Annotated in this window: 16 protein-coding genes and 1 pseudogene; 7 read left to right on the forward strand and 10 right to left on the reverse strand. The window is 65.4% G+C overall.

Annotated features, from left to right (window positions below; translation table 11 throughout):
- From AX702_RS12170 to AX702_RS12195, 6 genes are all read right to left on the reverse strand, one after another.
- The coding region (locus AX702_RS12170; RefSeq protein ID WP_156455466.1) for a LysR family transcriptional regulator at nucleotides 1–277 on the reverse strand (277 nt) is incomplete at its 3' end.
- Between the two features lie 25 nt (nucleotides 278–302).
- Nucleotides 303–1,553 carry a dicarboxylate/amino acid:cation symporter gene (locus tag AX702_RS12175; protein WP_066779908.1) on the reverse strand — a complete coding sequence of 417 codons (1,251 nt, stop codon included), beginning with the start codon at nucleotides 1,551–1,553 and terminating at the stop codon, nucleotides 303–305.
- A complete protein-coding gene (gene dgcA, locus AX702_RS12180) occupies nucleotides 1,550–2,542 on the reverse strand; it encodes an N-acetyl-D-Glu racemase DgcA (protein WP_066779910.1) in 993 nt (330 codons plus the stop codon). The genes AX702_RS12175 and dgcA overlap by 4 nt, the downstream gene beginning before the upstream one ends.
- Entirely contained in the window at nucleotides 2,526–3,545 is a 1,020-nt protein-coding gene (gene dgcN / locus AX702_RS12185) for an N-acetyltransferase DgcN (protein WP_066779912.1), read from the reverse strand. The genes dgcA and dgcN overlap by 17 nt, the downstream gene beginning before the upstream one ends.
- 70 nt (nucleotides 3,546–3,615) lie before the next feature.
- Nucleotides 3,616–5,211: an N-acyl-D-amino-acid deacylase family protein gene (locus tag AX702_RS12190; protein WP_066779947.1), complete on the reverse strand. Its 1,596-nt coding sequence runs from the start codon at nucleotides 5,209–5,211 to the stop codon at nucleotides 3,616–3,618.
- The gene (locus AX702_RS12195; protein ID WP_066779913.1) at nucleotides 5,211–7,544 is read right to left on the reverse strand and encodes a penicillin acylase family protein; all 2,334 of its coding nucleotides are present in this window, start codon (nucleotides 7,542–7,544) and stop codon (nucleotides 5,211–5,213) included. The genes AX702_RS12190 and AX702_RS12195 overlap by 1 nt, the downstream gene beginning before the upstream one ends.
- A 272-nt stretch (nucleotides 7,545–7,816) precedes the next feature.
- Between AX702_RS12195 and AX702_RS12200 the strand changes: the two genes are divergently transcribed.
- The gene (locus AX702_RS12200) at nucleotides 7,817–10,846 is read left to right on the forward strand and encodes a TonB-dependent receptor plug domain-containing protein (protein ID WP_066779914.1); all 3,030 of its coding nucleotides are present in this window, start codon (nucleotides 7,817–7,819) and stop codon (nucleotides 10,844–10,846) included.
- Nucleotides 10,847–10,974: 128 nt separating this feature from the next.
- Here the strand turns inward: AX702_RS12200 and AX702_RS12205 are convergent, their stop codons facing one another.
- On the reverse strand, nucleotides 10,975–11,670 hold the full coding sequence (locus AX702_RS12205; RefSeq protein ID WP_066779915.1) for a CatB-related O-acetyltransferase: 696 nt from the start codon (nucleotides 11,668–11,670) through the stop codon (nucleotides 10,975–10,977).
- Between the two features lie 221 nt (nucleotides 11,671–11,891).
- Between AX702_RS12205 and AX702_RS12210 the strand changes: the two genes are divergently transcribed.
- The 6 genes and pseudogenes from AX702_RS12210 to AX702_RS22910 form a co-directional block, all read left to right on the forward strand.
- Nucleotides 11,892–12,914, forward strand: coding sequence for a right-handed parallel beta-helix repeat-containing protein (locus AX702_RS12210; protein ID WP_197420590.1), 1,023 nt, complete (start codon nucleotides 11,892–11,894; stop codon nucleotides 12,912–12,914).
- A complete protein-coding gene (locus AX702_RS12215) occupies nucleotides 12,898–13,950 on the forward strand; it encodes a nodulation protein NodZ (RefSeq protein WP_082746233.1) in 1,053 nt (350 codons plus the stop codon). The genes AX702_RS12210 and AX702_RS12215 overlap by 17 nt, the downstream gene beginning before the upstream one ends.
- Nucleotides 13,951–13,983: 33 nt before the next feature.
- Nucleotides 13,984–15,429: an O-antigen ligase family protein gene (locus AX702_RS12220; protein ID WP_156455467.1), complete on the forward strand. Its 1,446-nt coding sequence runs from the start codon at nucleotides 13,984–13,986 to the stop codon at nucleotides 15,427–15,429.
- Nucleotides 15,430–15,485: 56 nt separating this feature from the next.
- Nucleotides 15,486–16,880 carry an oligosaccharide flippase family protein gene (locus tag AX702_RS12225; protein ID WP_197420591.1) on the forward strand — a complete coding sequence of 465 codons (1,395 nt, stop codon included), beginning with the start codon at nucleotides 15,486–15,488 and terminating at the stop codon, nucleotides 16,878–16,880.
- A gap of 227 nt (nucleotides 16,881–17,107) precedes the next feature.
- Nucleotides 17,108–18,319: an AAA family ATPase gene (locus tag AX702_RS12230; protein WP_156455469.1), complete on the forward strand. Its 1,212-nt coding sequence runs from the start codon at nucleotides 17,108–17,110 to the stop codon at nucleotides 18,317–18,319.
- Nucleotides 18,320–18,851: 532 nt separating this feature from the next.
- Nucleotides 18,852–19,368: pseudogene (locus AX702_RS22910) on the forward strand (DDE-type integrase/transposase/recombinase); the annotation flags it as partial.
- A 181-nt stretch (nucleotides 19,369–19,549) separates the two neighbouring features.
- On the opposite strand, the gene AX702_RS12235 reads toward AX702_RS22910, so the two are convergent.
- From AX702_RS12235 to AX702_RS12245, 3 genes are read right to left on the reverse strand one after another with little or no spacing between them, the layout of a single operon-like run.
- Complete coding sequence (locus tag AX702_RS12235) at nucleotides 19,550–20,434, reverse strand: CpsD/CapB family tyrosine-protein kinase (protein ID WP_066779923.1); 885 nt, start codon at nucleotides 20,432–20,434, stop codon at nucleotides 19,550–19,552.
- Complete coding sequence (locus tag AX702_RS12240) at nucleotides 20,431–21,756, reverse strand: GumC family protein (protein ID WP_066779924.1); 1,326 nt, start codon at nucleotides 21,754–21,756, stop codon at nucleotides 20,431–20,433. The genes AX702_RS12235 and AX702_RS12240 overlap by 4 nt, the downstream gene beginning before the upstream one ends.
- Nucleotides 21,757–21,769: 13 nt before the next feature.
- The gene (locus AX702_RS12245; protein WP_066779926.1) at nucleotides 21,770–22,585 is read right to left on the reverse strand and encodes a polysaccharide biosynthesis/export family protein; all 816 of its coding nucleotides are present in this window, start codon (nucleotides 22,583–22,585) and stop codon (nucleotides 21,770–21,772) included.
- Nucleotides 22,586–22,786 lie beyond the last annotated feature (201 nt).

Consider the following 22,786-nt stretch of genomic DNA (forward strand, 5'->3'; position numbering starts at 1 on the left):
GCCGCCCGCCCCCGCCTGTCCGCATGTTGCGCCCGGCCTCGCGCAGCGCGCGCACCCGCTCCTGGATCTCCGCCACGTCGGCGAACAGATTGTGCGCGTCCTCCGTCGGCACCAGCCGTCCGCCGATGCGCTGGAACAGATCGAACCCCAGCAAGGTCTCGGCATGGCGCAGGGTTTTCGACACCGACGGCTGCGACACGTTGAGCGCGCGGGCCGCGGCGGAAACGGAGCCGTTGACGTAAACGGCATGGAAGATTTCGATATGGCGCAGGTTCACGGCCGTTTTCCTAGCGCCCTGATCCTCACTCGGCCACCCGCCCGCGAAACCGCGCCTCGTCCAGCGCCCCTTCTGCGTGCGCCACCAGCGTCGCCACGGTCAGGTTGGCGGAGGCGGATGGCACGGTCCGTGTCATGTCGAGCAGGCGATCGAACGGCAGCACCAGCCCGACCACCAGCGCCGTCTGCTCGGGCGCGACCCCGACCGCGGAAAGCATCGCCGCCAGCATGAACAGCGACGCTGAAGGCACCGGCGCGGTGCCGAACGCCGCCAGTGCGCCGGTCGCCAGCATCACGATCAGCATCTGCGCATCGGGAATGATGCCGAGCGCCTGGAGCGCGAACTGGCCGAGCAGCCCGACATACATCGCGGTGCCATCCTTGCCGATCGCCGCCCCGAGCGGCAGCACGGTGGAGGCAACCGGACGCGCCACGCCAAGATTGTCCTGCGCCACCCGCAGCGCCACAGGCAGCGTGGCGGACGAGGATGCGGTGGAAAAGGCGATCGCCAGCGCGTCCACGATGCCGCGAAAGAAGCGGACGACCGGCAAGCGCGCGATCAGCGTGATCAGCCCGGCATGCACCACCAGCATCTGCGCCAGTGAGGCGACAATAACGCAGAGCGCCAGCCATCCGACGTTGACGAACACCGCCGCCCCGTTTGCGGCCACCGCATTGGCGATGAGGGCGAACACACCGAATGGCGTCACCTCCATCACGATCCGCACGATGTGCAGCAACACCGCGGCGAGCCCTTGGAGCAGCGCCACGACCGGCTTGCCAGCCTCGCCCGCCAGCACGCTGCCGATGCCCAGCAGAATGGCGGTGAAGATGATCGCCAGCATGTCGCCTTTGGCCAGCGCCTCGATGATGTTGGCCGGCACGATCGACAGCAGTTGGTCGCTCGGAGACACGGCCGCGCCCAGCACGTGCGGCGCCACCCCGGCAAGGGCGATGCCTTCGCCCGGCCGCACCAGCAATCCCACGCCCATGCCCAGCGACACCGCGATCAGCGTCGTCAGGGCGAACAGCCCGATGGTACGCCCGCCGATCGGGCCGAGCCGGCGCGGATCGCCCAGCCCGGCGATCCCTGCAGCGATGGTAATCAGCACCACCGGCACAACCAGCATCTTGATCAGCCGGACGAACAAGTCGCCGACGATCTTCACCGCCGGCGCGGCTTCGGGCCACAGCGCGCCGAGAAGCGCGCCGAGCACCAGCCCGGCTACCACCCGCTTCCACAAAGTTATTGCGAACCATCCACGCAGGATGGTCACGCCGGCGTTCCCCAGAAGCCCGGTGCTGGCGGCTGCATCCAGCCAGCCTCGTCCCGCACCCCGCCCGCGCGATCAGCGGCCAGCCACAGCGGGCCATCCAGATCAACGAACGACGCCTGCTCCGCCACCAGCATCGCCGGCGCGATGCCAAGCGAGGAAGACACCATGCACCCCACCATCAAACCAAATCCCATCCCCAGCGCCGCGTCGGCCAGCGCCAGGGCTTCGGTCAGACCACCGGTCTTGTCGAGCTTGATGTTGACGTAATCATATCGGCCGCGCAGCCGCGGCAGGTCCGCTCGCGTGTGCAGCGCCTCGTCTGCACAGATCGGGATACGACTGCCCAGCCCCTCAAGGCCCGCGTCATCGTCGGCGGGCACCGGCTGTTCCAGCAGATCCACGCGATACTGCACCAGCAAGTCCTGCCAGCGCGCGACATCCTCAACACGCCAGCTTTCGTTCGGGTCGACGATCAGCCGGGGTTTGGGCGCAACCGCGCGAACGGCGGCAAGCTGCGCCTCCGCCTCTTCCCGGTTCACCTTGACCTTCAGCAGCGGCACCGACGCGTGACGCGCGGCCACCTGCGCCATTGCGTCGGGCGTGTCGATGCCGATCGTGATCGCGGAGGCAAGCGGCTGCGGCGCGGCGCGCATGGCGAGCGCGGCGACACTTGTCCCGGCCAGCTTGGCTTCCAGATCCCACAGCGCGCAATCCACCGCGTTGCGTGCGGCGCCGGCCGGCATCGCTGTCGCCAGTTCCTCGCGCGATGCGCCGCCCTCGATCAGCTCGCGAACGGCCTCGATCGCAGCAAGCGAGCCTTCGACCGTCTCGCCGTAGCGCGGATAGGGAACACCCTCGCCCATGCCGGCGTGGACGCCCTGCCGCACCGTGACAGTCACGACATCGGCAACCGTCTTCACCCCGCGCGATATGCGGAACGGGGTATGCAGCGCAAAGCCGTCGTGGCGGGCGTCAAGCGTGCGAAGCATTGCCGTCCAGCAGATGATCGATGATCGGATCGGCACCGAAACGGAACGGATCGGTGCAGGGCAAGCCATGTTCGTCAGCGGTCGCCGCCAGCAGGCGCCGCGCCTCCGCTTCCTCCAGTTTCGCGGTGTTGAGCGCGATGCCGACGAAGCGCACCGAAGCACTGGTCAGCCGTGCGACGCGCAGGTTTGCCTCGATGCACTCGGCGAGATCGACCAGCGGATAATGCGGCAGGCCACGCATATGCGGGCGGGTCGGGTCATGGCACATCACCAGTGCCTGCGCCTGCGCACCATGAAGCAGCCCGGTGGAAACGCCCGCGAAGGCCGGATGGAACAGCGAGCCCTGTCCCTCGATCAGGTCCCAGCCGTCATCCTCGCGTGCTGGCGCCAGATCCTCGATTGCGCCGGCGATGAAATCCGCCACCACCGCGTCGAGCGGCACGCCCTCGCCCGCGATCAGGATGCCGGTCTGCCCGGTAGCGCGGAAATCCGCCGTGATCCCGCGGCTGCGCAGCGCATCGCGCAGGCACAAGGTGGTGTACATCTTGCCGACCGAGCAATCGGTGCCGACCGTCAGCAGACGCTTGCCCGCACGCTTTTTGCCATTGCCGACCGGCAGGTCCGGCCGAGGATCGCGCACGTCGAACAGCTGGACACCCGCTGCCTTTGCCGCCGCGACCAGCCGCGGCTCGTCTTTCAGCCGCTGGTGAAGCCCGCAGGCAAGGTTCATCCCGGCCGCGATTGCCGCCAGTGCGTCCTCCATCATCCATTCGGGGAAGCGGCCCCCGGCATTGGCGATGCCCAGCACCAGCGTCTTCGCGCCCGCCGCTGCGCCCGCCGCCGCGTCCATGCGCGGCAGATCGAAGCTGAACGGGCAATCGTCGTGACGCCACTCGCCAACGCAATCCTCACGTCGGAACGTGGCGAGACCGCGCGAGGTCTTCAGGCCGAATTCGTCGTCCGAATGGCCGAGGTACAGCAGGTATGGAGCCGGAATGGTCATGGTGCAGGACGATAGATGGCGCTTGCGGCACCCTGCCAATCGCGCTCGCATCTGTGCCTATAACGCAAGGCTATTGCTCGCAATTTGCCGGCCGCGAACGCAGCAGCGCGCGGCCCGCAGCCGTTCCGGTGACGGCGCCGTTCTTCAGCGCCAGCCGCCCGTTGACGAACAATGCCGTGACACCCGCGCTTGGCTCGCGCGGACGGACGAAATCGGCGCGCGGCGCATAGCCGGCCGGGTCGAACACCACCACGTCCGCAAAGGCCCCGGCCTTCAGATATCCGCGATCCTTGATCCGATACATGTCGGCCGTCGCACCGGTCGAACGGCGGATGAACTGCGCCATGGTGATCACCGGCCGCTTCAAGACATAGTCCTGATAAAGCTTGGGAAAGGTCGCATATTGCCGGGGATGGCCGTTCGACCCGTCCGATGACGTGACCACCCACGGCTGCTTCATGATCAGATCGACATCGCGCTCTGCCATGTTGAAGCTCGCGACGCCCGCTCCCGCTGGATCGGTGCCCTTTGCGTTCGGGACACGCAGGATGCGGATCGCGGCGTCGATCGGATCGAGCTTCCATGTCGTCGCCATCTGCGCCAGCGTCTTGCCGGTCCACGGCTGTCCTTGCGAGATCAGCAGCAGCGACTCCGCCCCGCCCCTGCGCCGCAAATTCTCGCGCATTTCCGCCTTGATCCGTGCCATGGTCTCGGGCGTATCGAATCGCTTGATCATCGCCTGATAGCCGCCATCCACCGCCCAGCCCGGCACCAGCGATGCATCGACGCTCGAGCCTGAGGCGAGCCAGGGATATTGATCAGCCGTCACCTCCTGCCCGGCGGCGCGCGCTTCCTCGATCGTGCGGATCAGTTCGGGCGCCTTGCCATGCAGGTCGACGCCCAGCGCCTTCAGGTGCGCGAAATGCACCGGCGCCCCGGCTCGCCGGCCGATCTCGATCGCTTCCTTGGTGGAGGCGATCAGGCCGATGTTGTAGTTCGATTCGTCGCGCTGGTGGCTGTCATACATGCCGCCGCGCTTGCCCACCTCAGCCGCCACCGCCGCGACCTCATCCGTTTTGGCGAAGCTCTGCGGCGGATAGAACAGCCCGGCGGAAAGGCCGTAGGCGCCCTCGCACATGGCCTTGGCCGCCAGCCGCTTCTCCTCGGCGAGTTCGGGCGGCGTCGGCGCCCGATCCGCCTTGCCCAGCACGCGCTGCCGGATCCCGCCGAAGCCGACGAACGGCGCCACATTGGTGCCGATCCCGCTCGCCTCCAGCTTTCGCGCATCGTCCCCTACATCCGGCGTGCCATAGCCATCGACGCCGATCACGATGGTGGATACACCCTGCGCCAGCCACGGCAGGTTCAGCCGCATCTTCGGATCGTCGGACCGGATGTAGCTGTCCGGATGCGTATGCGCGTCGATGAGGCCGGGCGCGACGATCTGCCCTTTCGCCTCCACGATCTGCCCTGCAGTCGTTCCGCGCGTCGGGCCGACATAGACGATGCGATCTCCGGCGATCTCCACGTCACCGGTAATCGGCGGTGTCTCCGCGCCGGTGTAGATCGTGCCGCCGCGGATCACGACATCCACCTTCGGCTGACCCGCTGCACCGATCGCCAAGAGCGAAGCCAGTGCCAGCCCGGTGCGTGCATTCCCGCCCATCACTGTCCGCCCGCCTTCGGCATCAGCGTGGCGCGCGCCGCCGCCGCTGAATCCACCGCCGCGCGGCTGAACGTCATCGGCTGCATCTCGCCCCTGATCCACGGCGCATATTGATCCTTATAATGCCGCGAGCGTGGATCGTTCGATTGCCCAGGCAAGTTCAGCATCACCGATTTGTCCCAATCCCCCACGTCGATCACCTGCACATAGCTTGCGCCGCCGCCGGTGCGCCAGCCTGGCCCCCCGCCCAGCCACCGCGCCATGACCGTATAGCTGTCGCCGCCCGATCCCTCGCCCTCGATCGCCGGGAAAGCCGCCGCGATTGCGGGAATGCTGGACAGCGGATGCGCGATCCGCACTTGGTGGAGCTTGCCCCAGCGCCACTTTGCCGGATCGGGGCCGAGCAGCCGTTGCGCTTCGCTCCATCCGCTTGCCAGCGCCGCGTCGACCATCGCCGGCCGGCTCGCGGCACGGCGCAGCAGTTCGGATGGCGCGATCTCGTCCACCAGATCGCTCGCCCGCTCAGGGACGATCGCCGCCAGCATCCGCTCGCTCAGGTTCCGCCACACGATCTCGTACAGCGCCGCGGCCCCGCTCTCCTTGTCGAGCCGAGCGTCCCAGCCGGCGAGCAAGCGCACCGCAGCCGCCGCACCTGCGGACGGCTGCTTCGGCAGCAGCGCCAGGAACTGCTTCGCTGGCGTGGAGAGCGTATCGAACTGCAGCGCCACACTGTCCGCCACCGAGTGCCGCGGCTGCGATGCCAGCACGTCGGCCACCCGCTCATATCGATACGGATCGCGGAACGAGAACGCGGGAATGCGATCGCGCGGCCAGCCGGCCGGCAAATTGTTCTGGTTGGCAGAGGCGAACCAGCCCTTTGCCGGATTATACTCGCTCGGCAGTGCACGGAAATCACGATAGCCGGTCCAGTCGTACCGCCCGTCGCCCGGCACCGGCATCAGCCCGTCACCCTTCTTTCGCTGCGGCACGAAGCCGATCACTTGCCAGCCGTGGTTCCCGTCCACATCGGCATAATGGAAGTTGGTGGGCGATGGATGCAGCTTGAACGCTTCCTTTAAGCTGTTCCAGTCCCGCGACAGGTTGATCGCCACCATGGCGAACGAACCCGATCCGCCGGCTTGCATTCCGATCGACCCGATCACCGTTGCCCGACCGCGCGCCGGATCGTGCATCACCACCGGTCCTTGTTCGGCATGCCGCAGGACGACCGTCTCCGCCGGCCCGCCTTTCACCGCGATCCTGTCCTCGAACCGCGCGAACCGCTTCCACCCGCCATTATGGCGATAGCGTTCCGGGTCGTTCGGATCGAGCTCCAGGACGAACAGATCCTGCTGATCGATGTGAAAGTTGGTGCGCCCGAAGGCGAAGCGATCGGTATGCCCCTGCATGATCCCGGCAAGGCCTGGCGCCCCGCCGCCGATCACGTCCAGCCCCGGTGCGGTCAGATGCGCCACGTGCCGCGGCCCGAAGCCGCCGATGCCAAGGTGCGGGTCGTTGGCTAGGATCGGCCGCCCCGTCGCCGTGCGGCTGCCGGCGACCGTCCAGGCGTTGGACCCCGCCTGAGACCGGTCGAGCTGCTCGTCCGGATCGCGCGTCGGGGTATCGGGACCGAACGGCAGTCGCCCGATCTGCAGCACGCCAAGATCCGTGTCGGACACCTTGGACACGTCAAGCCCGGCCGGCACCTCCAGCTTCCACGCCGGGCGCAGCGGCGCAACTACCGCGTCCAGCTCCAAAAGCCCCAGCGACGCGAGCTTGGCGCGGCGGATCTCGTCATCCGCATTGCCGATCGCGCTGCCGCGCGCGCGGACCAGATCGCGTATGTCCCAGCGCAGCGGCATCACGCCCAGGATGCGATATTCAAGCGGCAGCAGCGCAGGATCTTTTTCCACTTCGGCGATGCGCGCATTGATGCCGGCGACATAACCGGCAACGCACGCCCTCACCTCATCCGGCACGCGGGCCAGTTCGGCATTCAGGTCGCCGCGATAATGGAACAGCCGCGCCACCGCATCGTGCTTGGCGAAATCGGGCCCGAACGCCTCTGCCATCCGGCCCAGCTCGCGCCGGTGCCCCAGATCGATCTGGAACAGCCGGTCACGCGCGACGACATAACCCTGTCCGAAGAACGCATCCGCCTTGGTCTGCGCGCGGATGTGCGGCACGCCCCAGCGATCGTCGATGATCTCGATCGGCGCGGATAGCCCCTCAACCTGGACGCTGCCTGATGCGGGAGCGGTCTGGCCGCGGCATGCGACAGACACCAGCGCCGTCGCCGCGGAGCCAAGCAGAAACAGGCGCCGGTCGAGCATTGCGATCCTTTCGTCGTGGGTCCCGCCGCAGGCTAACGCCCTCCCAGGCCGCGCGTCCATGACAAGCGCGTCCCACCTCATAGAAGGCGGTTATGCGGTGCTCGGAATGCTCGCCCCATATGCGCGATCTATGGATCAACAAACAAACGTAAGCTGATCGCCTCTTGACGCCTTTCCGCCCATACCGGCACGTTCCAGAGTAACGGCGATCTGCGACAACAGCATGACGCGGGCAGGTAGGTTCAGTTTCAAGGGCTTTCGGGGGACGGCACATGCGTGATATTTTCTTGTCCAGGGCAATGCTCGGCACGACGGGGCTGATTGCCCTGGCCGCCGGCCTCGCCGCACCAGCAGCGGCACAAACGCAGCCGTCGAGTGTCGCAACGGCGCAGATCGGCGATCCGGCGCCCGGCACCAGCGATGACAGCAGCGGCCCCGACGTGGTCGTCACCGGCACGCGCATCGTGCGTGATGGCTTCCAGGCGCCGACCCCGCTCACCGTTCTGACGCAGGAGGAAATCCAGAATTCCTCGCCGTCGAACAATGTCGCGGACTTCGTGAACCAATTGCCCGCGCTCGCTGGCTCCACGCGTCCGTCCAACTCGCGCCTGAACCTGTCCAGCGGTCAGGCCGGCATCAACGCACTTAATCTGCGTAACCTTAACGAGACGCGCACGCTGGTGCTCCTCGACGGCCGCCGCTCGGTCGCTTCGACCGTCACTGGCCTTGTCGACGTCAACACGATTCCGCAGGCGCTGATCAAGAGCGTCGAGGTCGTCACTGGCGGCGCTTCGTCCGCCTACGGCTCGGATGCGGTGGCCGGCGTGGTCAACTTCGTGCTCGACAAGAAGTATACCGGGCTGAAGGTCGCGATCGACAGCGGCATCACCGGCGAGGGCGACGGCGCCAATTACTCCTTCTCGGTCACCGGCGGCCTCTCCTGGGGCAGCGAGGGTCGCGGCCACCTGCTCCTCAACGCGGAACTGGCGCATCGCGATGGCATCTTCGAGGTCGATCGCGACTGGAACGCCACGGGCTATGTCCGCATCCAGGATCCGAACTGGACGGCGACCAGCACCACGCCGCAATATCTGATCCGGCGCCAGGTCGGCGCGGCGAACTCCACGCCCGGCGGCCTCATCACCGGCTCCACGGGCGTTCGCGCCAACCAGCTGCGCGGCACCTATTTCGGCTACAACGGCTCGATCAACCAATATCAATATGGCGCTCTCACCTTCCCGTCGCCCACCGGATCGGCCGCCCCTTCGCTGACGCAGGGTGGCAGCTGGCAGGTGAACGATTCCGGTCGTCGCATCGGTCTTGATCCGGAGGACGATCGTCGCGGCGTCTTTGCCCGCGCAAGCTATGAGATCGCCGACGATATCGAGATCTTCGCGGAAGGCTCGTACAATTGGCAGCAGGTGTTCTTCAACGCCGGGCCGAACCTCTCGACCGGGATCGGGCTGAACGCCACGGGCTGCACCACCGTGCCTGTGCCGGTGACCTGCAACGCCTTCCTCTACAACGCCCTTGGCCCGTCGGCGCTGACCGGCGTCACCGGGGTAACCCTCGCCACGACGGCGGCGGACCTGCCGTTCCGCGCGGTCGACAACAAGCGCGAGGTGCAGCGCTATGCGATCGGCGCCGAGGGTACCGCGGAGGTGTTCGGCAAGGACGCAATCTGGAACATCTACGGTCAATACGGCCGCGCCGACCTGCGCGAACAACTGCGCAACATCATGAACATCAATCGGATGAACAACGCCACGGCCGCTGCCTTCGCGCCGGCCGGCAGCAGCTATGCCGCAGGCTCCATCCAGTGCCTGGTCAACGTCGATACCAGTGCGACGAACAATGATCCGAACTGCGTTCCGCTGAACCGCCTCGGCATCGGCGTCGCCAACCCTGCGGCCATCGCCTACGTGCTGGGTGATCCGTACCGCGACGAAGTGGTCGAGCAGTATAACGCTGCCTTCAATCTTTCGGTCACGCCGTTCCGCACCTGGGCCGGCGACGTCAGCATCGCCACCGGTGCCGAATATCGCGAAGAGAAGATTCGCGGCTTCGTGCCGACCCAGTTCCAGCCGATCTCGTCGACCAACTCGGCGGGGCAACCGACCACCACCAACGTCTGGTCGGTCGGCAACTACCTGCCCACCAACGGCAGCTACAATGTGAAGGAGGTCTTCCTCGAAACCGTGGTGCCGCTCGGTTTCGGGCTGGAGTTCAACGGCGCGGTGCGTGCGACCGATTATTCGACTGCCGGCTATGTCACCACGTGGAAGGCGGGCGCCACCTGGCAGCCGATCGACGATATCCGGGTTCGCGTCACTCGCTCGCGTGACATTCGCGCGCCAAACCTCAACGAACTGTATCAGGGCGGCTCCGCGAACAGCGATTCCGTGCGCAACCCTGCCTACACCAGCGATGGCGCCAATGGCCCGGCGACCTTCGGCTATTCCGGCTTTGTCACCGGCAATACCAGCCTGCGAGTCGAGAAATCCGATTCCTGGAACGCCGGCGTCGTGCTGACGCCACGTTTCCTGCCGGGCTTCAACCTGTCGGTCGACTATTTCGACATCGATATCGAGGACGGGATCACCACGTTCAGCGCGCAGAGCATCTTTGACCTGTGCTATGTCGGCAATCAGGATTTCTGCGCCGCCATCTCCGATGATCCGAACCGCTCGACTCCGGGGCAGCCGTACAAGCTGGTTCGTAGCCAGCCGTTCAACGCGGCCAGCCAGACGGTACGCGGCGTTGACATCGACGCGTCGTACCGCGTGCCGCTGGATCGTTTCTTTGCCGACGCTGCGGGCAATTTCACGTTGCGCGGCGTTGCCACTCGCTACATCGACAACATCCTCGACACCGGCGTACCGGGTGCGGTGACCACGAACTCGGTCGGGGTGAACGGCGGGCAGGCCACCACGCCCAAGTGGATCTATCGCTTCAGCGCCACCTATGACGCTCCGGACTTCTCGATCACCGCTGTCGGTCGTGGGATCAGCTCGGGCAAATATGTCGCCAACGGGGTTGAATGCTCGACTGGTTGCCCGATCTCGACCACCAATGCGCCGACCTATGACGACAATCACGTGTCCGGCCTGTTCTATGCCGATCTCAACCTGACAAAGAAGGTAACGTTCGGGGACGCCAACGCCCAGTTCTTCATCAACGTGACCAACCTGTTCGATCGCTGGCCGCTGCTGCTGCCGGAAACGGGCTTGGCCGCGAACAGCACCTATTCGGATCTGCTCGGCCGGCAGTTCCGCATCGGCCTCCGGATGGAGACGCGCTGATCAGCACGTCCGGGGCGGGCGCCACGCGCTCGCCCCACCCGCTGACGCGATCTCTCAGACCTCCAACGCGCTCCCGCTCCATTTCGGACCGCGCCGTCCCGCCGCACGCGATAGCGGATTCCTGATCCTCACCCCGCCCGCGAAGCTCGCAGCGCCTCGCATTGTTCCACAAGCGCCACGGCACCTTGCTCCGTGAGCGGCTGGAACAGCAGTGACCGCCACGTCGCTACCGTCTCCAGGTCGAAATCCCACCACTGCGACTGCGCCACCAGTCGGGCGACCGGCTCCGGAAAGCGTGGCCGAAGCAGCCGCGCCGGCACGCCGCCCATGATGGCGAACGGCGGCACGTCGCGCGTGATCACCGCCCCGGCGGCCAGCACCGCGCCATCGCCGATGTGTCGGCATCCGCTCAGGATCGTGACCCGGTCGCCGATCCAGACGTCATTGCCAATCACCAGGGGGTTTTCCTCGTCGCGCGGGATGGTGTCGCGCGGCACGAGGTTCAGCTTCGCATTGTAGAAGAAAGGGTGCTGCGTCACCCGCTCGATCGGGTGATCCCGCCGCCGGACGATCAGGTCCTGCCCGACCGAGCACCACCGCCCCACCATTGTACCGCGCGGCAGCACCCCGCGCTGCAGGATCGCGCCATAGGAATAGTCCCCCACGGTCACGCCCTCGCGCGTGCGCATCAGCCGCCGCAGCATGGGTGAGCGCATCTCCCCGCCGTCCCACCGCCGCATCAGCCGCAGAAACCAGCCGTGCGAACGCCGCCCGGCATAAAGCTTCTCCAGCATCGTCGATTGCAGCGCTCCGATCATCTCCATCCCCCGATGTTCCGCCCGCCCGGATCATGTTGGTCCATTCCTGCGGCAACCCCTCCCATCGCCGGTGCAACAGGCGGTATCCCTGCTGGTGCAGCATCACGCGGCGAGGGACCATGCCGATCACCTCAGTTCGATCCGTTTCGGCCGCGATTGCCTTGGGTCTCGGTGCGCTGGCCTCAGGATCAGCGACGCCCGCTCCCGCACCGCTGCGGGAGGTGGTCGTGCAAAACACGGCGCAGCTCGTGATGGTTCTGCGTCAGGCGCGCGGCGGGCAGCGCATCCTGCTCGCGCCTGGCAATTACGCGCCCTTCGCCCTGCGGGAGATCAAGCCCGCGAGCGAACTGGTCATCACCTCCCAGGATCCGACGCGTCGCGCGGTGCTGACGGGCGTGAACCTGCGCGGCGGCGCGAACCTTACCTTCCGCAACCTCGTGCTGCGTGGATCCGGCACGGCGGCGCAGGAGGACTTCCTGTTTCGCGACGTGCGCAACCTCACGATCACGCATGTTCTTGCCAGCGGCCGGGCCGGGCCGGTCGGACTTGCCGAGGACAAGATCCTGCAATTGCGCGACTGCGTCGGTGCGATGATCTCGCACGCGGAATTCACCAATGCCGTGATCGCCGTGTCCCTTCTCGACACCTCCGGCGTGTCGGTGGTGTCGAGCTATTTCCACGATCTCCGCATGGATGCAATTCGTGGCGGCGGGAACTCGAACGTCCTTATCGCCTATAACCACGTCACCGGTTTCACTCCGGCGGCCAAGGATCATCCGGACGGGATCCAGTTCTGGACCAGTCGCCAGAAAACCGGCGCGCACGACATCAGGATCATCGGCAACGTCAATCATCGCGGGCGGGGCAAGGCGATGCAGGGCATCTTCCTGCGCGATGAAACCGGCAGCCTGCCATACCGGAACATCGCGCTGGAAGAGAACATCGTGGTGGGCGGCATGTTCAATGGCATCGCCGTTCTCTCCGAAACGGAGTCGCTAACGCTGACGGCCAACACCGTCGCTGCCTACCCCGATCAGAAGAGCTGGATTCGGGTAAACGGCCATGCCGCGCTTCGCGGCAACAGGGCCCCGATTTACCTCATCGGCAACAAGCGTGTCGAACGCGTGAGGAACAACCAGGTCGTGCCTGCCCGGGCGGACGCCGGCGCGGCCGCCGTGCGGGCCTGGGCCGCCGGCCGCCCCCTCCATCGTTACAGCGAAAGTCTCCGCCGCTATGTCGATAGTCTCTGACGCTCGCCAGTCGCTGCGGCCATCCCCCGCGAACGACACCGCGCCGGCCGGGGATCAGGCGCCGCTGCCGCACGGCGTTCGCCCGCTGCTGATCAAGGCGAAGGGCGGGCTCGGCAACCGTATGCTCGCTGGCGTCACTGGCGTGATCCTGGCGCAGCTCGGTGGCCGCACCCCCGTCATCGATTGGCGGGACGGCTTGTACCTGCCCGAAGGCACGAATCTTTACCCTCTCCTGTTCCGCGATCCGGTCAGGATCGATCCCGCCTGCTATGATGGCAGCACCTGTGTTGCCCCCGCGCTCTGGTCGGGGCGTCTCGCCGAGCAGCCGGTCAGCATCATCGCCAGGCACTTTCCCGACAGACACTCCAGCCCCTTCATCTATCGGCGCCTGTCCATTCCTTTGACAGAGCCGGATCCGCTCGCCCGCGTCGGCGTCTTCTGGTCCTATCTGCCAAAGCTGGCGCGTCTGCGCGGGCGGCTGCACGCCGACCGGCGGTTCGACGGGCGAAGCCTGGATGCGATCACGCAGGACATGCTGCACCGGTATTTCACGCCGAACGATCGCGTGCGGCAAACCGTCAGCCACCTCTTCGCCGGACGGCGCCGGCCCGTCATCGGGGTGCATATCCGCTTCACCGATCGCAAGGTGCCGCTGGCGAAGATCGAGCGCGCCCTCGCCAAGCTGCGTGAACGCTCACCGGCCAGCGATATCTTCCTGGCGACGGACAGCGCCGAGGCGCAGGCGTACATCACCAGCCGCTTCAAGCGTGTGTTCACCATCGACAAACAATTGGCCGAGGATGGCGCCGCGCTACATTATTCCGGCACGCAGATGAGTGATCCGCTACGGGAAGCGGAGAATGCCGTGATCGACATGTTTGCGCTGGCCGAGTGCGACTGGCTGATCCACTCGCGGCATTCCACCTTCTCCGTCGCCGCAAGCCTGATCGGCGGTATTCCTGCCAAGCGTCAGATCGACGTGGACCGCTTCAATCCGAAGGTGGTCGTCAAGCGCTGGTTCCAGGCCCTTGCCTGATCGCTGGACAGGATCGCGCATGGAGGCGTTTCGATGAAGCCTCAGCCGGCTGACGGCCGGCTTTTGAGAGGGTCAGCGCCGGCCCGCCCCGTCGTGGCGGTTCGTCACGGGCGTTTGGTACGTCTCTCCGCACCTGCCGCCGCCACCGCTCCGATAAAGGCTGAGCCGCCGGGAGTTCCGGCGCAGGTTGTCGCGCCGAGCACCCGCGCAGCCATCCTGCTCTTCATCTGTGTGCTGTTCGTGCCATCGGTCTTCTTCCTCGGTCCCATCGCACTGCCACCGGCCCTCCTCTACCTGGCGATCGGCTTCCTTCCCCTGCTTACTTCGTGGCTGAATGGCCGGGCGGGCCCGCGCACAGCGACCGATCTGCTCGTCCTCGGCTTTGCCAGCTGGGCCTTCCTCACACGCCTCCTCCTGCTGGACATCGGCAACGCACTGGAGCCCGCCGGCGTCGTTCTGCTGCAAACGGCGGGCGCGTATTTCACCGGCCGTGTGCTCGTCCGAAATGCAGGAGTCACCCGCCTGGTGTTCGCCGCTGCCATGATCGGGGTCGCCGTGTTGCTACCGTTCCTTCTGTGGGAGTCGGTCACCGGGTCGAAACCGCTGCTCGATCTCGCCGCCCTGTTCAGCAGCACGCTTCTGCCCACCCATATGGATCCACGCTGGGGATTTCACCGCGCTCAGGGGGTGTTTGAACACCCGATCCTGCTCGGCATGTTCGCTGCCACGCTGGTCTCGGCGGCCGTCTTCATGTTTCCCGGTCGGCAAGGGCGGCCGATGCGCTGGCTCGGCGCTCCCGCGGTTATCCTTGCAGCGATGACGTCGCTGTCCACCGGTGCACTGCTCAGCATGAACATCCAGTTCGGCCTCATGCTGTGGAACGCGATCCTGCGAACTGTGCAGAAGCGCTGGACGATCCTGATCTTGCTGGTGATCGCGCTCTATATCGCCGCTGATCTTCTGTCCGACCGCACGCCGTTTCACCTGTTTGTCGACTATGCGACGTTCAGCGCGCAAAGCTCCTACAATCGGATCCTGATCTGGCAATTCGGCTCGGCCGCGGTCATGGACTCGCCGCTCCTCGGCCATGGCACCGACGATTGGGAGCGGCCCGCGTTCATGCACGCCAGCATGGACAATTTCTGGCTGGTGATCGCCTATCGTTACGGACTGCCCGGCTTGATCCTCCTGGCCGCGGCGTTTGTTCTGTCGATCTGGCGCATCGCTCATCATCCGGAGACTGATGCTGAGGGCCGGAACATGCGCCGTGGGGTGATCTTTTCGCTGATCGCTACGATGATCGCCGCTGTCAGCGTGCATCTCTGGAACAACAGCTACATTTGGCTGATGTTTGCGCTCGGCGCGGTGTCCTGGATGACGCGCACGGACGATGGTGAGCCGATCGGTCCCACGCCGATCAATTCCGAGCCGCAGCCTTCGGAGGATCGCCATGCGCGGCTGCGTCGGCTCGGCTTTTGAGCGGATGCACCGACGATGACGGGCGACGACTGGTGATGCTCCGTTCAGGCGGATTGGTGCTGGCTGCAAACCTGGTCGATGTTGCGGCCATTCTCCTCCGCAACATCATCCTGGCGCGCCTGTTGCCCGTCGATCAGTTCGGTCTCGCCGCCACCTTTTCCATTCTCATGACCATGGTGGAGACGTTTCAGAACGTCGGGATCAACAGGCTCGTCGTGCAGGATGCGCGTGCAGACGATCTTCGCTTCGTGGCCTCCCTTCATGGCGCACAGCTCGTCGTCAGCATCGCCGCAGCCCTGCTGCTCGCCGGCGCGGCCTATCCCTTTGCGCTGGCGATGGGCACGCCGGCGCTGGCCTCCGCCTATCTCCTGCTCGCCGCCGTCCCATTGGCGAATGCCTTCCTCAATCTCGAAAGCTTCAGGGTGCAGCGGCACGGCCAGTTCGGGCCACAGGTGTTGCGCTCTTTCTTGTCGCAGCCGATTGGCCTTCTCGCCATCTTTCCCGGCTTCTGGTGGCTGGGCGATCATCGCGCCGCCCTCTTCGCGATCATCGGCCAGCAATCCGCCGCAGTGATCCTCACCCATGTGCACATGCGCCAGCGATTTCGCATCGACTTCAACGGCGCGGTGCTGCGAACGGCGCTCGCCTTCGGCTGGCCGCTGGTCGCCAATGGCCTATTGATGTTCCTGATCCTGAACGGCGATCGGATCATCGTTCTCCAGCGCTTCGGGCCGGCAGCGCTTGGCTGGTTCAGCGCGGCGGTCATGCTGACGCTCACGCCGGCCAATCTGATCGCGAAATCGCTCCAGACCCTGACGCTGCCCCTGCTCGCCAAGGCAAACGGCGATCCGCCTCGCTTTCAGCGCATCTACGACGGCGTTTGCAGCGCCACCGCCTGCACCGCGCTCGCGCTCGTCATCGGAACGTTGATCCTCGGCGATGTTGTCATCGCATTTTTGTTCGGTGCGAAGTTCATGCCCGCTGCCACCTTTCTGGCCGCGCTCGCGTGCATGAATGCGCTGCGATTGCTTCGGGTAGCGCCCACGATCGCCGCCATGGCCTGCGGCGAGACCCGCAATCCGCTGTATGCCAATCTTGTTCGGGGGCTGGGCGTCCCGATCGCGATCGCCGCCGCTGCGATGACGGGCGCAATCGAGCCGATGATCCTCGCTGGCATCGCGGCAGAGTTCGCCGGCGCGATCACTGCGGGCGTTCTGGCGCATCGGCACGCCCGGAATGGCGGCGCCTATTACCAGCAGCTCCTTCTATTGCTCGGGCTCTGCCTCGTCGCAGCGCTCTCCATCACTTGGGTCAGCGCGCTCGGCTGGCTATTGCTTGGGCCCCTCGCCGCACTCCTGCTCCTTCGCTGCGCCGCCGGGGTCCAACTGCCGCGTCCGTTCTCCGTTTTCAGGTTCACGCCAACCTCTTGGGGGCGCTCACATCGCACCTGATTGGTGGAAGATACCGCCGGGATGGATCCATTCCCTTGCCCCCCGGCGCGCGCCCGACCCATGACGAGTACCGGACAATCGGAAGGGGCGACATGAACTGGTTTTCTTCCTTGTTCGGCAAGCGCGAGGACGACCCACATCAAGCAACGACCGTCCCTGCGGACATCGCGCTGGCGCCTCCGCCCCCAACACGTGAGCGCGGGCGCGGCCTGCCTCGGTTCCGCGGCATGGCTGCTGATCAACTTGGCGTCGGCACACGGCGGCACGATCGCGTTCGTCTCAACCTGCGTCGCGCTTTCACCCCCGCGCGGCCGATCATGGATCCTGCGATGCTTGCCGGCCGCACCGATCTGTTGCGCACGATGATCCGCGCGATTGAGGACCAATATCTGCACCTCGTCCTTTTCGGACCGCGTGGGATCGGCAAGACATCGATCCTGCATGTGCTGAGCGGGATTGCCCGGGAGTCACGCTATCTCGTGCGCTACGTCTCATGCGGTGAGCGGACCAGTTTCGATCCCCTGTTCCGCTCGGTGATGGTCGATATTCCTCTGCTGTTCCACGCCAGGTACGACCCGGCGTCTGCCGAGATCGAGGAAGGGCTTTCCTTTGCCGATCTGCTCGACGAGTCTCCGCTAACCGTTGACCGCGCAAGTGAGCTGTTCAGTCAGGTCGCGGGCACGCGCCTGCTGATCGTGCTCGATGAATTTGATCGCGCGGGCGAGGCCGACTTCCGCCAGTCGGTGGCCGAATTGATCAAGAACGTGTCCGATCGGGGCAGCCAGGTGCAACTGGTCATCGCTGGCGTTGCCCAGAACCTGACAGAGATTATCACCCATGTTCCATCGATCCGCCGGAACATACTCGGCCTGCGCGTGCCCAACATGACGCAGGAGGGGATCGCGGAACTGATCAGCAACGGTCAGCACGCCAGCAGCATGACGTTTACATCCAAGGCCTTGCAGCTCATCAACCTGACCGCGCTGGGCCTGCCCTATCTCGCCAGCCTGGTCGGCCAACATGCCGGCTTCGCGGCGCTTGATCGATCATCGACCACGATCGACCACGCCGATGTTCACCGCGGCATCAGCCAGGTCCTCGCCCACCTCGACCTGCGGATCGCACCTGACGTGCGACAGCGTATGGAGCAGGCCATCCGCGACGGCCATGAGCGCACGCTCAGCCGTCTGGCGCAAGTGGCATTGGCAAACAGCTTCCTGCTCCCACGCGCTGAAATCGCGCGCGAGTTGAACAGTGGATCCAACGCTGGTCTGGGCAACGCGACCGAGACATTGGAAAGGATGTCAAAGGTCTATCGCCTCATTACACCATCGGTCGTTCACTTGGCTGACGCCTATGCGTTTGTAGATGACGGTATCGCCTTGTACCTCTGGGTGAGGATGATCAGCCAGGACGCCGTTTGCCGGGACGCGGCTTGAATTAGTCAAGCGATATCGCGGCGCTGCACCCGCACTCTTACGTTCGCCTGAAGTGTTCGGGCGCCGTCAGCGATGGTCAGATCGAGGATTCTACTTCAACCCTACAGTCCGTTGCTTGCGGCTTCGTTCGCGGCATGATCAATATGGAATACTTTTGCGCGACACTCAAATCAAAACGCGTACGAATACATAGACTTCGTGACCGGGGTTGCGCAATGTTCCATCCTGGTACAACCCCTCCCGGAGCGGATTGAAGAAGACGCCGGAGAGGCTGGAATGACCCGGCGCGCGGCGCGATTATTGAACTACTGCAAAAGCCTTGCCTTCGTCAGGGTGGGATCAAAACTGACTGGATCGAGCATCGAACGCCCGGATCTAATTCACCTATCATTGATCCGATCTTCCGATCCACGTCCCGACCGAAACCGGACGATCTGGCCTGCATCGCATTGAACCTGCGGTCGCGCGTCACGGACCAAGTTCTTGGCCACCGATACACGGCCGAGGCGGCCAACCTCTTCACCGGAGGTGACTCGCAGACTTCACCTATCTCTGGATCGCCGAAAGTTTGCTGTACGTGCCGCCATTATCTGCCTGTTCTCCTGGCGGGTGGTCAATCGGTCGGTGAGCGACAAGATGGCCGCCCAGCTCGGAGCCGACGCGCTGTCGATGGCGATCTGGCGCCGCGGCAAGCCTGATGCCCTGCTGCACCACCCAGACCAAGGGCAGCCAATATATCAGCCAGCAGTCCAACGGCTGATTGCCGTTGATGGCGTGACCTGCTCGATGAGCCGATCGGCAACGTCTGTGACAAAGCGGCGACGGAGAGCTTCTTCTCCTTGCCGAAAACCAGGCGGTTGGGCGCAAGACGTATCGCACGCGCAATCACGCGAGACAGACCCCGTTCGCCTCCATCGCCACTCTACATTCCCGACTGCAGTCACTCGACCTCGGACTATCTCAGTCCCATGGAGTTCGAACGGCAGCGCAGGCAGCGCGACCTCGTATGCGCTCAACCGACAGCAATTAGTCCCGCCATTGCGGCTTGAGCGCGCGGCGACGAGCCGGTGACACACGGCCGGTGTTCGCAGAAAGGCCGCGTGACCACATTTGGAGCAAATTGCGGACCCACAAGGCCGCGCAGGGCCGAGCTTTGGACGGCAAACCCAAACGAGCACCGTCTGCAGAGTCGTCCCGCTACAAGGAGGCAGAACCACCCGCGTTCGACACCTAAAAGTCCGTCAGAAAGCTCCCCACCACCTTCACACGATCACTGACCAGGTCTTCCTGCGTCTGCCGCATGTCGGCCACGTGCGTGACGTCATAGCGCGCAACGATCATGGCATAGCGAACCGTCATTGCTGCATTTCGGGCATCCATGTTGCCGAAGGCCGCAGGCGTGTCGACGATGGTAAGGTCGAAGGACCGCATGGCGTGGTCGACGATCTCCTTGAACTTCTTGCCGGCGATGAGATCCCGCGCGCGGGCCGAACCGTCACCTGCGAATAGGACCGAAAGGTTGGGGCGCACACCCTGCCGCGTCTGGTCGATCTGCTCGCTGCTCTTGGTCAGCAGCATCTGGGCGAGCCCGCTCGCCGGTGCCGAAGGCTGGATAAAGTCCTGCACGCCGGGTCGGGCCATGTTCGCGTCGATCAACAGCGTGTTCATACCCGTTTGTGCACAAGCCACCGCCAGGTTCACCGCGACCGTGGTACAGCCGGTGCCGGCACGCGGTGAACATAACACCAGTCCACGGCGGCCATCGCCCACATGTCTGGCGAGCAGATGCGCTTGAACCGCGCGATAGCTGGCCGCCGCCGCACCATCTGGCGCGGAGAGGCAGACGATGCGGCGCGAGAAGGCGTAGTCCGTGGCAGCACCATCGTCGATCGGCGGAACAGCCTCATGCTGGTCCTCCACTTCACGCGTGGACGGGCCGCCTTCCAGCCGCTCCGGCATAAGCTCGACATCGGGACCAGACGGCTCGGCGGAGAGGGCATCGTTGCCTATTCCCTCCTTCGCTTCGCCTGTCTCACTGGCCCGCCCCAGCGCGCTGCTCCAGCGTCGATCCTGATCGCCATCATCCACGCCGATGCTGCTCGTCATCGCGCTCATGCCGTCGCCCCCCGAGACAAACCAAGCTTCAGGCCCGCCAAGCTAAGCCCTCGGCCGGAGGAACGTGGCAGCATGCCGATCACCGGCACGCCCGCCATCGCCAAATCCTCGGGGCCCCGGACGCGTCGACTGATCAATTCCATCAGGATGGCTGTCAGCACACCGACAACACAACCCGCGGCGAGCCCGCCAAGGATGAGGATCCAGCGACCGGGCGTCACCGGCACGCGCGGCAGGGCAGCAGCGCCCAGCTTGCTGAAACCGGCCTCGGTCGATTGCGCCTGCAGCTCGAATTCGGCCGCCCGCTGCATGGTTTTGGCCACCTGTTCGCGTAGAACCGCAACATCGCCGGCGAGCCGCCGCGCTTCATCCACCAGCCCACGCTGCGCCAGGACCTTGTTCGCCTGAACGCTCAGGCTGGTACCGGGGGATCCGGCGGCCGGCACCTGGCTTGCCATTCGCATGGCCGCCAATTCACGCTCGACCGCCGCCGAAAGAGCGGCGCGCTGCCGCTCGAGACCGATGATCTCGGGATGATTGCGACCCATGGACGGCCGAGCCGCGGCAAGCTGCGCGTCCACCTGTGCCAATTGACCAGAGGAGGGCGCGATCGCCGGCGCCGTCACCATGGATGGCGCCGCCGGCGCGCTGCTCGCAAGCGCACGCAGCTTGGCGGATTCCGCATCCACATTGTCGTCCTGCAGCACGATTTGGTTGGCGCGCTCGAAAGCGGCCTTGCGTTGCTCGGCAGCAACGAGACGCCGCTTGAGCGCCGTTACTTGCCCGGTGAACCAGATCGCCTTTTGCGCAGCATCGCGCCGCTTGCTGTCGAGCGCTTCGGCGATGAAGGCGTCGCGCAATGCGTCCGCGCCCCGCCGCGCCGTCTCGGGCACGGTGGAGCTATAGGCAATCTCGAGAAGCGGGCTGTTTCGGATCATGGCGGCCCGCGTGCGCTGGGACACGTCTTCGGCCAGCCAATCGCGCATGGCGAGACGACCACCGACCTGCAACGCGCGCTGGTGCGCCGCGCGAAGCACGGGCGACCGGGTCCAGCCGAAATGATCGACCACCCGCCTCGTCACCCGTGGATCGCGCACGAGTTCGACCTGCGCCGCGAGGAACGTCTCCAAGGTTTTGGGGGGCAGCGTCACACCCGTCACCGGATCGGCCTTCAGCATATCGACCACGATCCGCGACCGTGCCTCATACCGTGGCGGCATCCATTTCGCCGCGATGGCGCCTGCGGCGGCACCCACAACCGCCAGCAAGACGATCAGCCAGGATCGTGCCCGCAGCATGCGCAGGATCTGAATGGGTGTCACGCCCGCCTCCCGCTCAGAAGAAGCGTTCACCAACGACAAGCACGTCGTTGGCCTGCAATTCTTCGTTCAGGGCGGCTTTCAGCTCCTCACCCCGGCGGACCAGCTTCACCCGTCTCGCGGATCCAAGCGACGTCAGGCCACCGCTTCGCGCCAGCGCCATCTGCACCGTCATTGGGCCGTCGATCGGAAAGGCCCCGGGCGCGTTTACCTGCCCATAGATATAGAAAGTCGGTGGCGGCACGACGAAGACCTTGTCGCCCGCGTCCACCGGCGGATCCTGCGTCGTCGGGGCCGCAGCGATCGCGCGCAGCGACACGGAACGGGACGATCCATCAGGACGCGTCAGCACGATGGTATCCGCGGAGGAGCTCACGCCCCCTGCCCGCGCCACGATCTCCGTCAGGTGATACGCGCGGTCGATCGGCACGATCCCCGGCTGGTTCACCTGCCCCAGGACTGTGACATATCTGCTGGCATAAGTCGCGATCGAGACGGTCACGACGGGATCCTCAAGGAAGTTCCCGCCCTTCAGGCGCGCGCGCAGCTCATTGCGCAGTTCAAGCGGCGTGCGCCCCGCCGCGGGCACGGTGCCAACGAACGGCAATTGCACCGTCCCATCCTCCTGCACCTGCACCCGCGCGGTGAAATCCGTGCGGCCGATCACCGCTGTTTCGATCACGTCGCCGCGCCCCAGCACATAGGGGGGCCGCTGTTCGATGGGCGAAGGTTCGCCCTGCGTCGCGCTTGCCGATCCCGTCTGCTGCGCCGCGGCAGATGCGCCTGCCGTGGCGATCGCGCCTACCAGAATACAGGTCCATCCGTACCGCATCGCGTCCCTCCCGGCATGACGGACCTATGATGTCGGGCGCGAGCGGCGCGGCGCAGTTAGATCCGAAGTAGATTAACCGCCATCATGGGTCGTCATTCTTACGAGAGACATTGCGTACGCTGTTTCACCTTCTTCTCAACCGGTCGGACCGCTGGTTATGTCCAGATTGGATGTTCATCCCTCATGGCCTCTGATTGCGTC

Origin of the sequence: Sphingomonas sp. CCH5-D11 (genome assembly GCF_001557395.1) — a bacterium.
Taxonomy (GTDB): Bacteria; Pseudomonadota; Alphaproteobacteria; order Sphingomonadales; family Sphingomonadaceae; genus Sphingomonas.

Excerpts from the sequence above, each read along its gene's own strand:
- AX702_RS12220 (WP_156455467.1), top strand. The coding sequence starts at position 13,984 with ATGAAGCCTCAGCCGGCTGACGGCCGGCTTTTGAGAGGGTCAGCGCCG.
- AX702_RS12205 (WP_066779915.1), bottom strand. The coding sequence starts at position 11,670 with ATGGAGATGATCGGAGCGCTGCAATCGACGATGCTGGAGAAGCTTTAT.
- AX702_RS12190 (WP_066779947.1), bottom strand. The coding sequence starts at position 5,211 with ATGGGCGGGAATGCACGCACCGGGCTGGCACTGGCTTCGCTCTTGGCG.
- AX702_RS12245 (WP_066779926.1), bottom strand. The coding sequence starts at position 22,585 with ATGCGGTACGGATGGACCTGTATTCTGGTAGGCGCGATCGCCACGGCA.
- AX702_RS12215 (WP_082746233.1), top strand. The coding sequence starts at position 12,898 with ATGTCGATAGTCTCTGACGCTCGCCAGTCGCTGCGGCCATCCCCCGCG.
- AX702_RS12235 (WP_066779923.1), bottom strand. The coding sequence starts at position 20,434 with ATGAGCGCGATGACGAGCAGCATCGGCGTGGATGATGGCGATCAGGAT.
- dgcN (WP_066779912.1), bottom strand. The coding sequence starts at position 3,545 with ATGACCATTCCGGCTCCATACCTGCTGTACCTCGGCCATTCGGACGAC.
- AX702_RS12230 (WP_156455469.1), top strand. The coding sequence starts at position 17,108 with ATGGCTGCTGATCAACTTGGCGTCGGCACACGGCGGCACGATCGCGTT.
- dgcA (WP_066779910.1), bottom strand. The coding sequence starts at position 2,542 with ATGCTTCGCACGCTTGACGCCCGCCACGACGGCTTTGCGCTGCATACC.
- AX702_RS12200 (WP_066779914.1), top strand. The coding sequence starts at position 7,817 with ATGCGTGATATTTTCTTGTCCAGGGCAATGCTCGGCACGACGGGGCTG.
- AX702_RS12195 (WP_066779913.1), bottom strand. The coding sequence starts at position 7,544 with ATGCTCGACCGGCGCCTGTTTCTGCTTGGCTCCGCGGCGACGGCGCTG.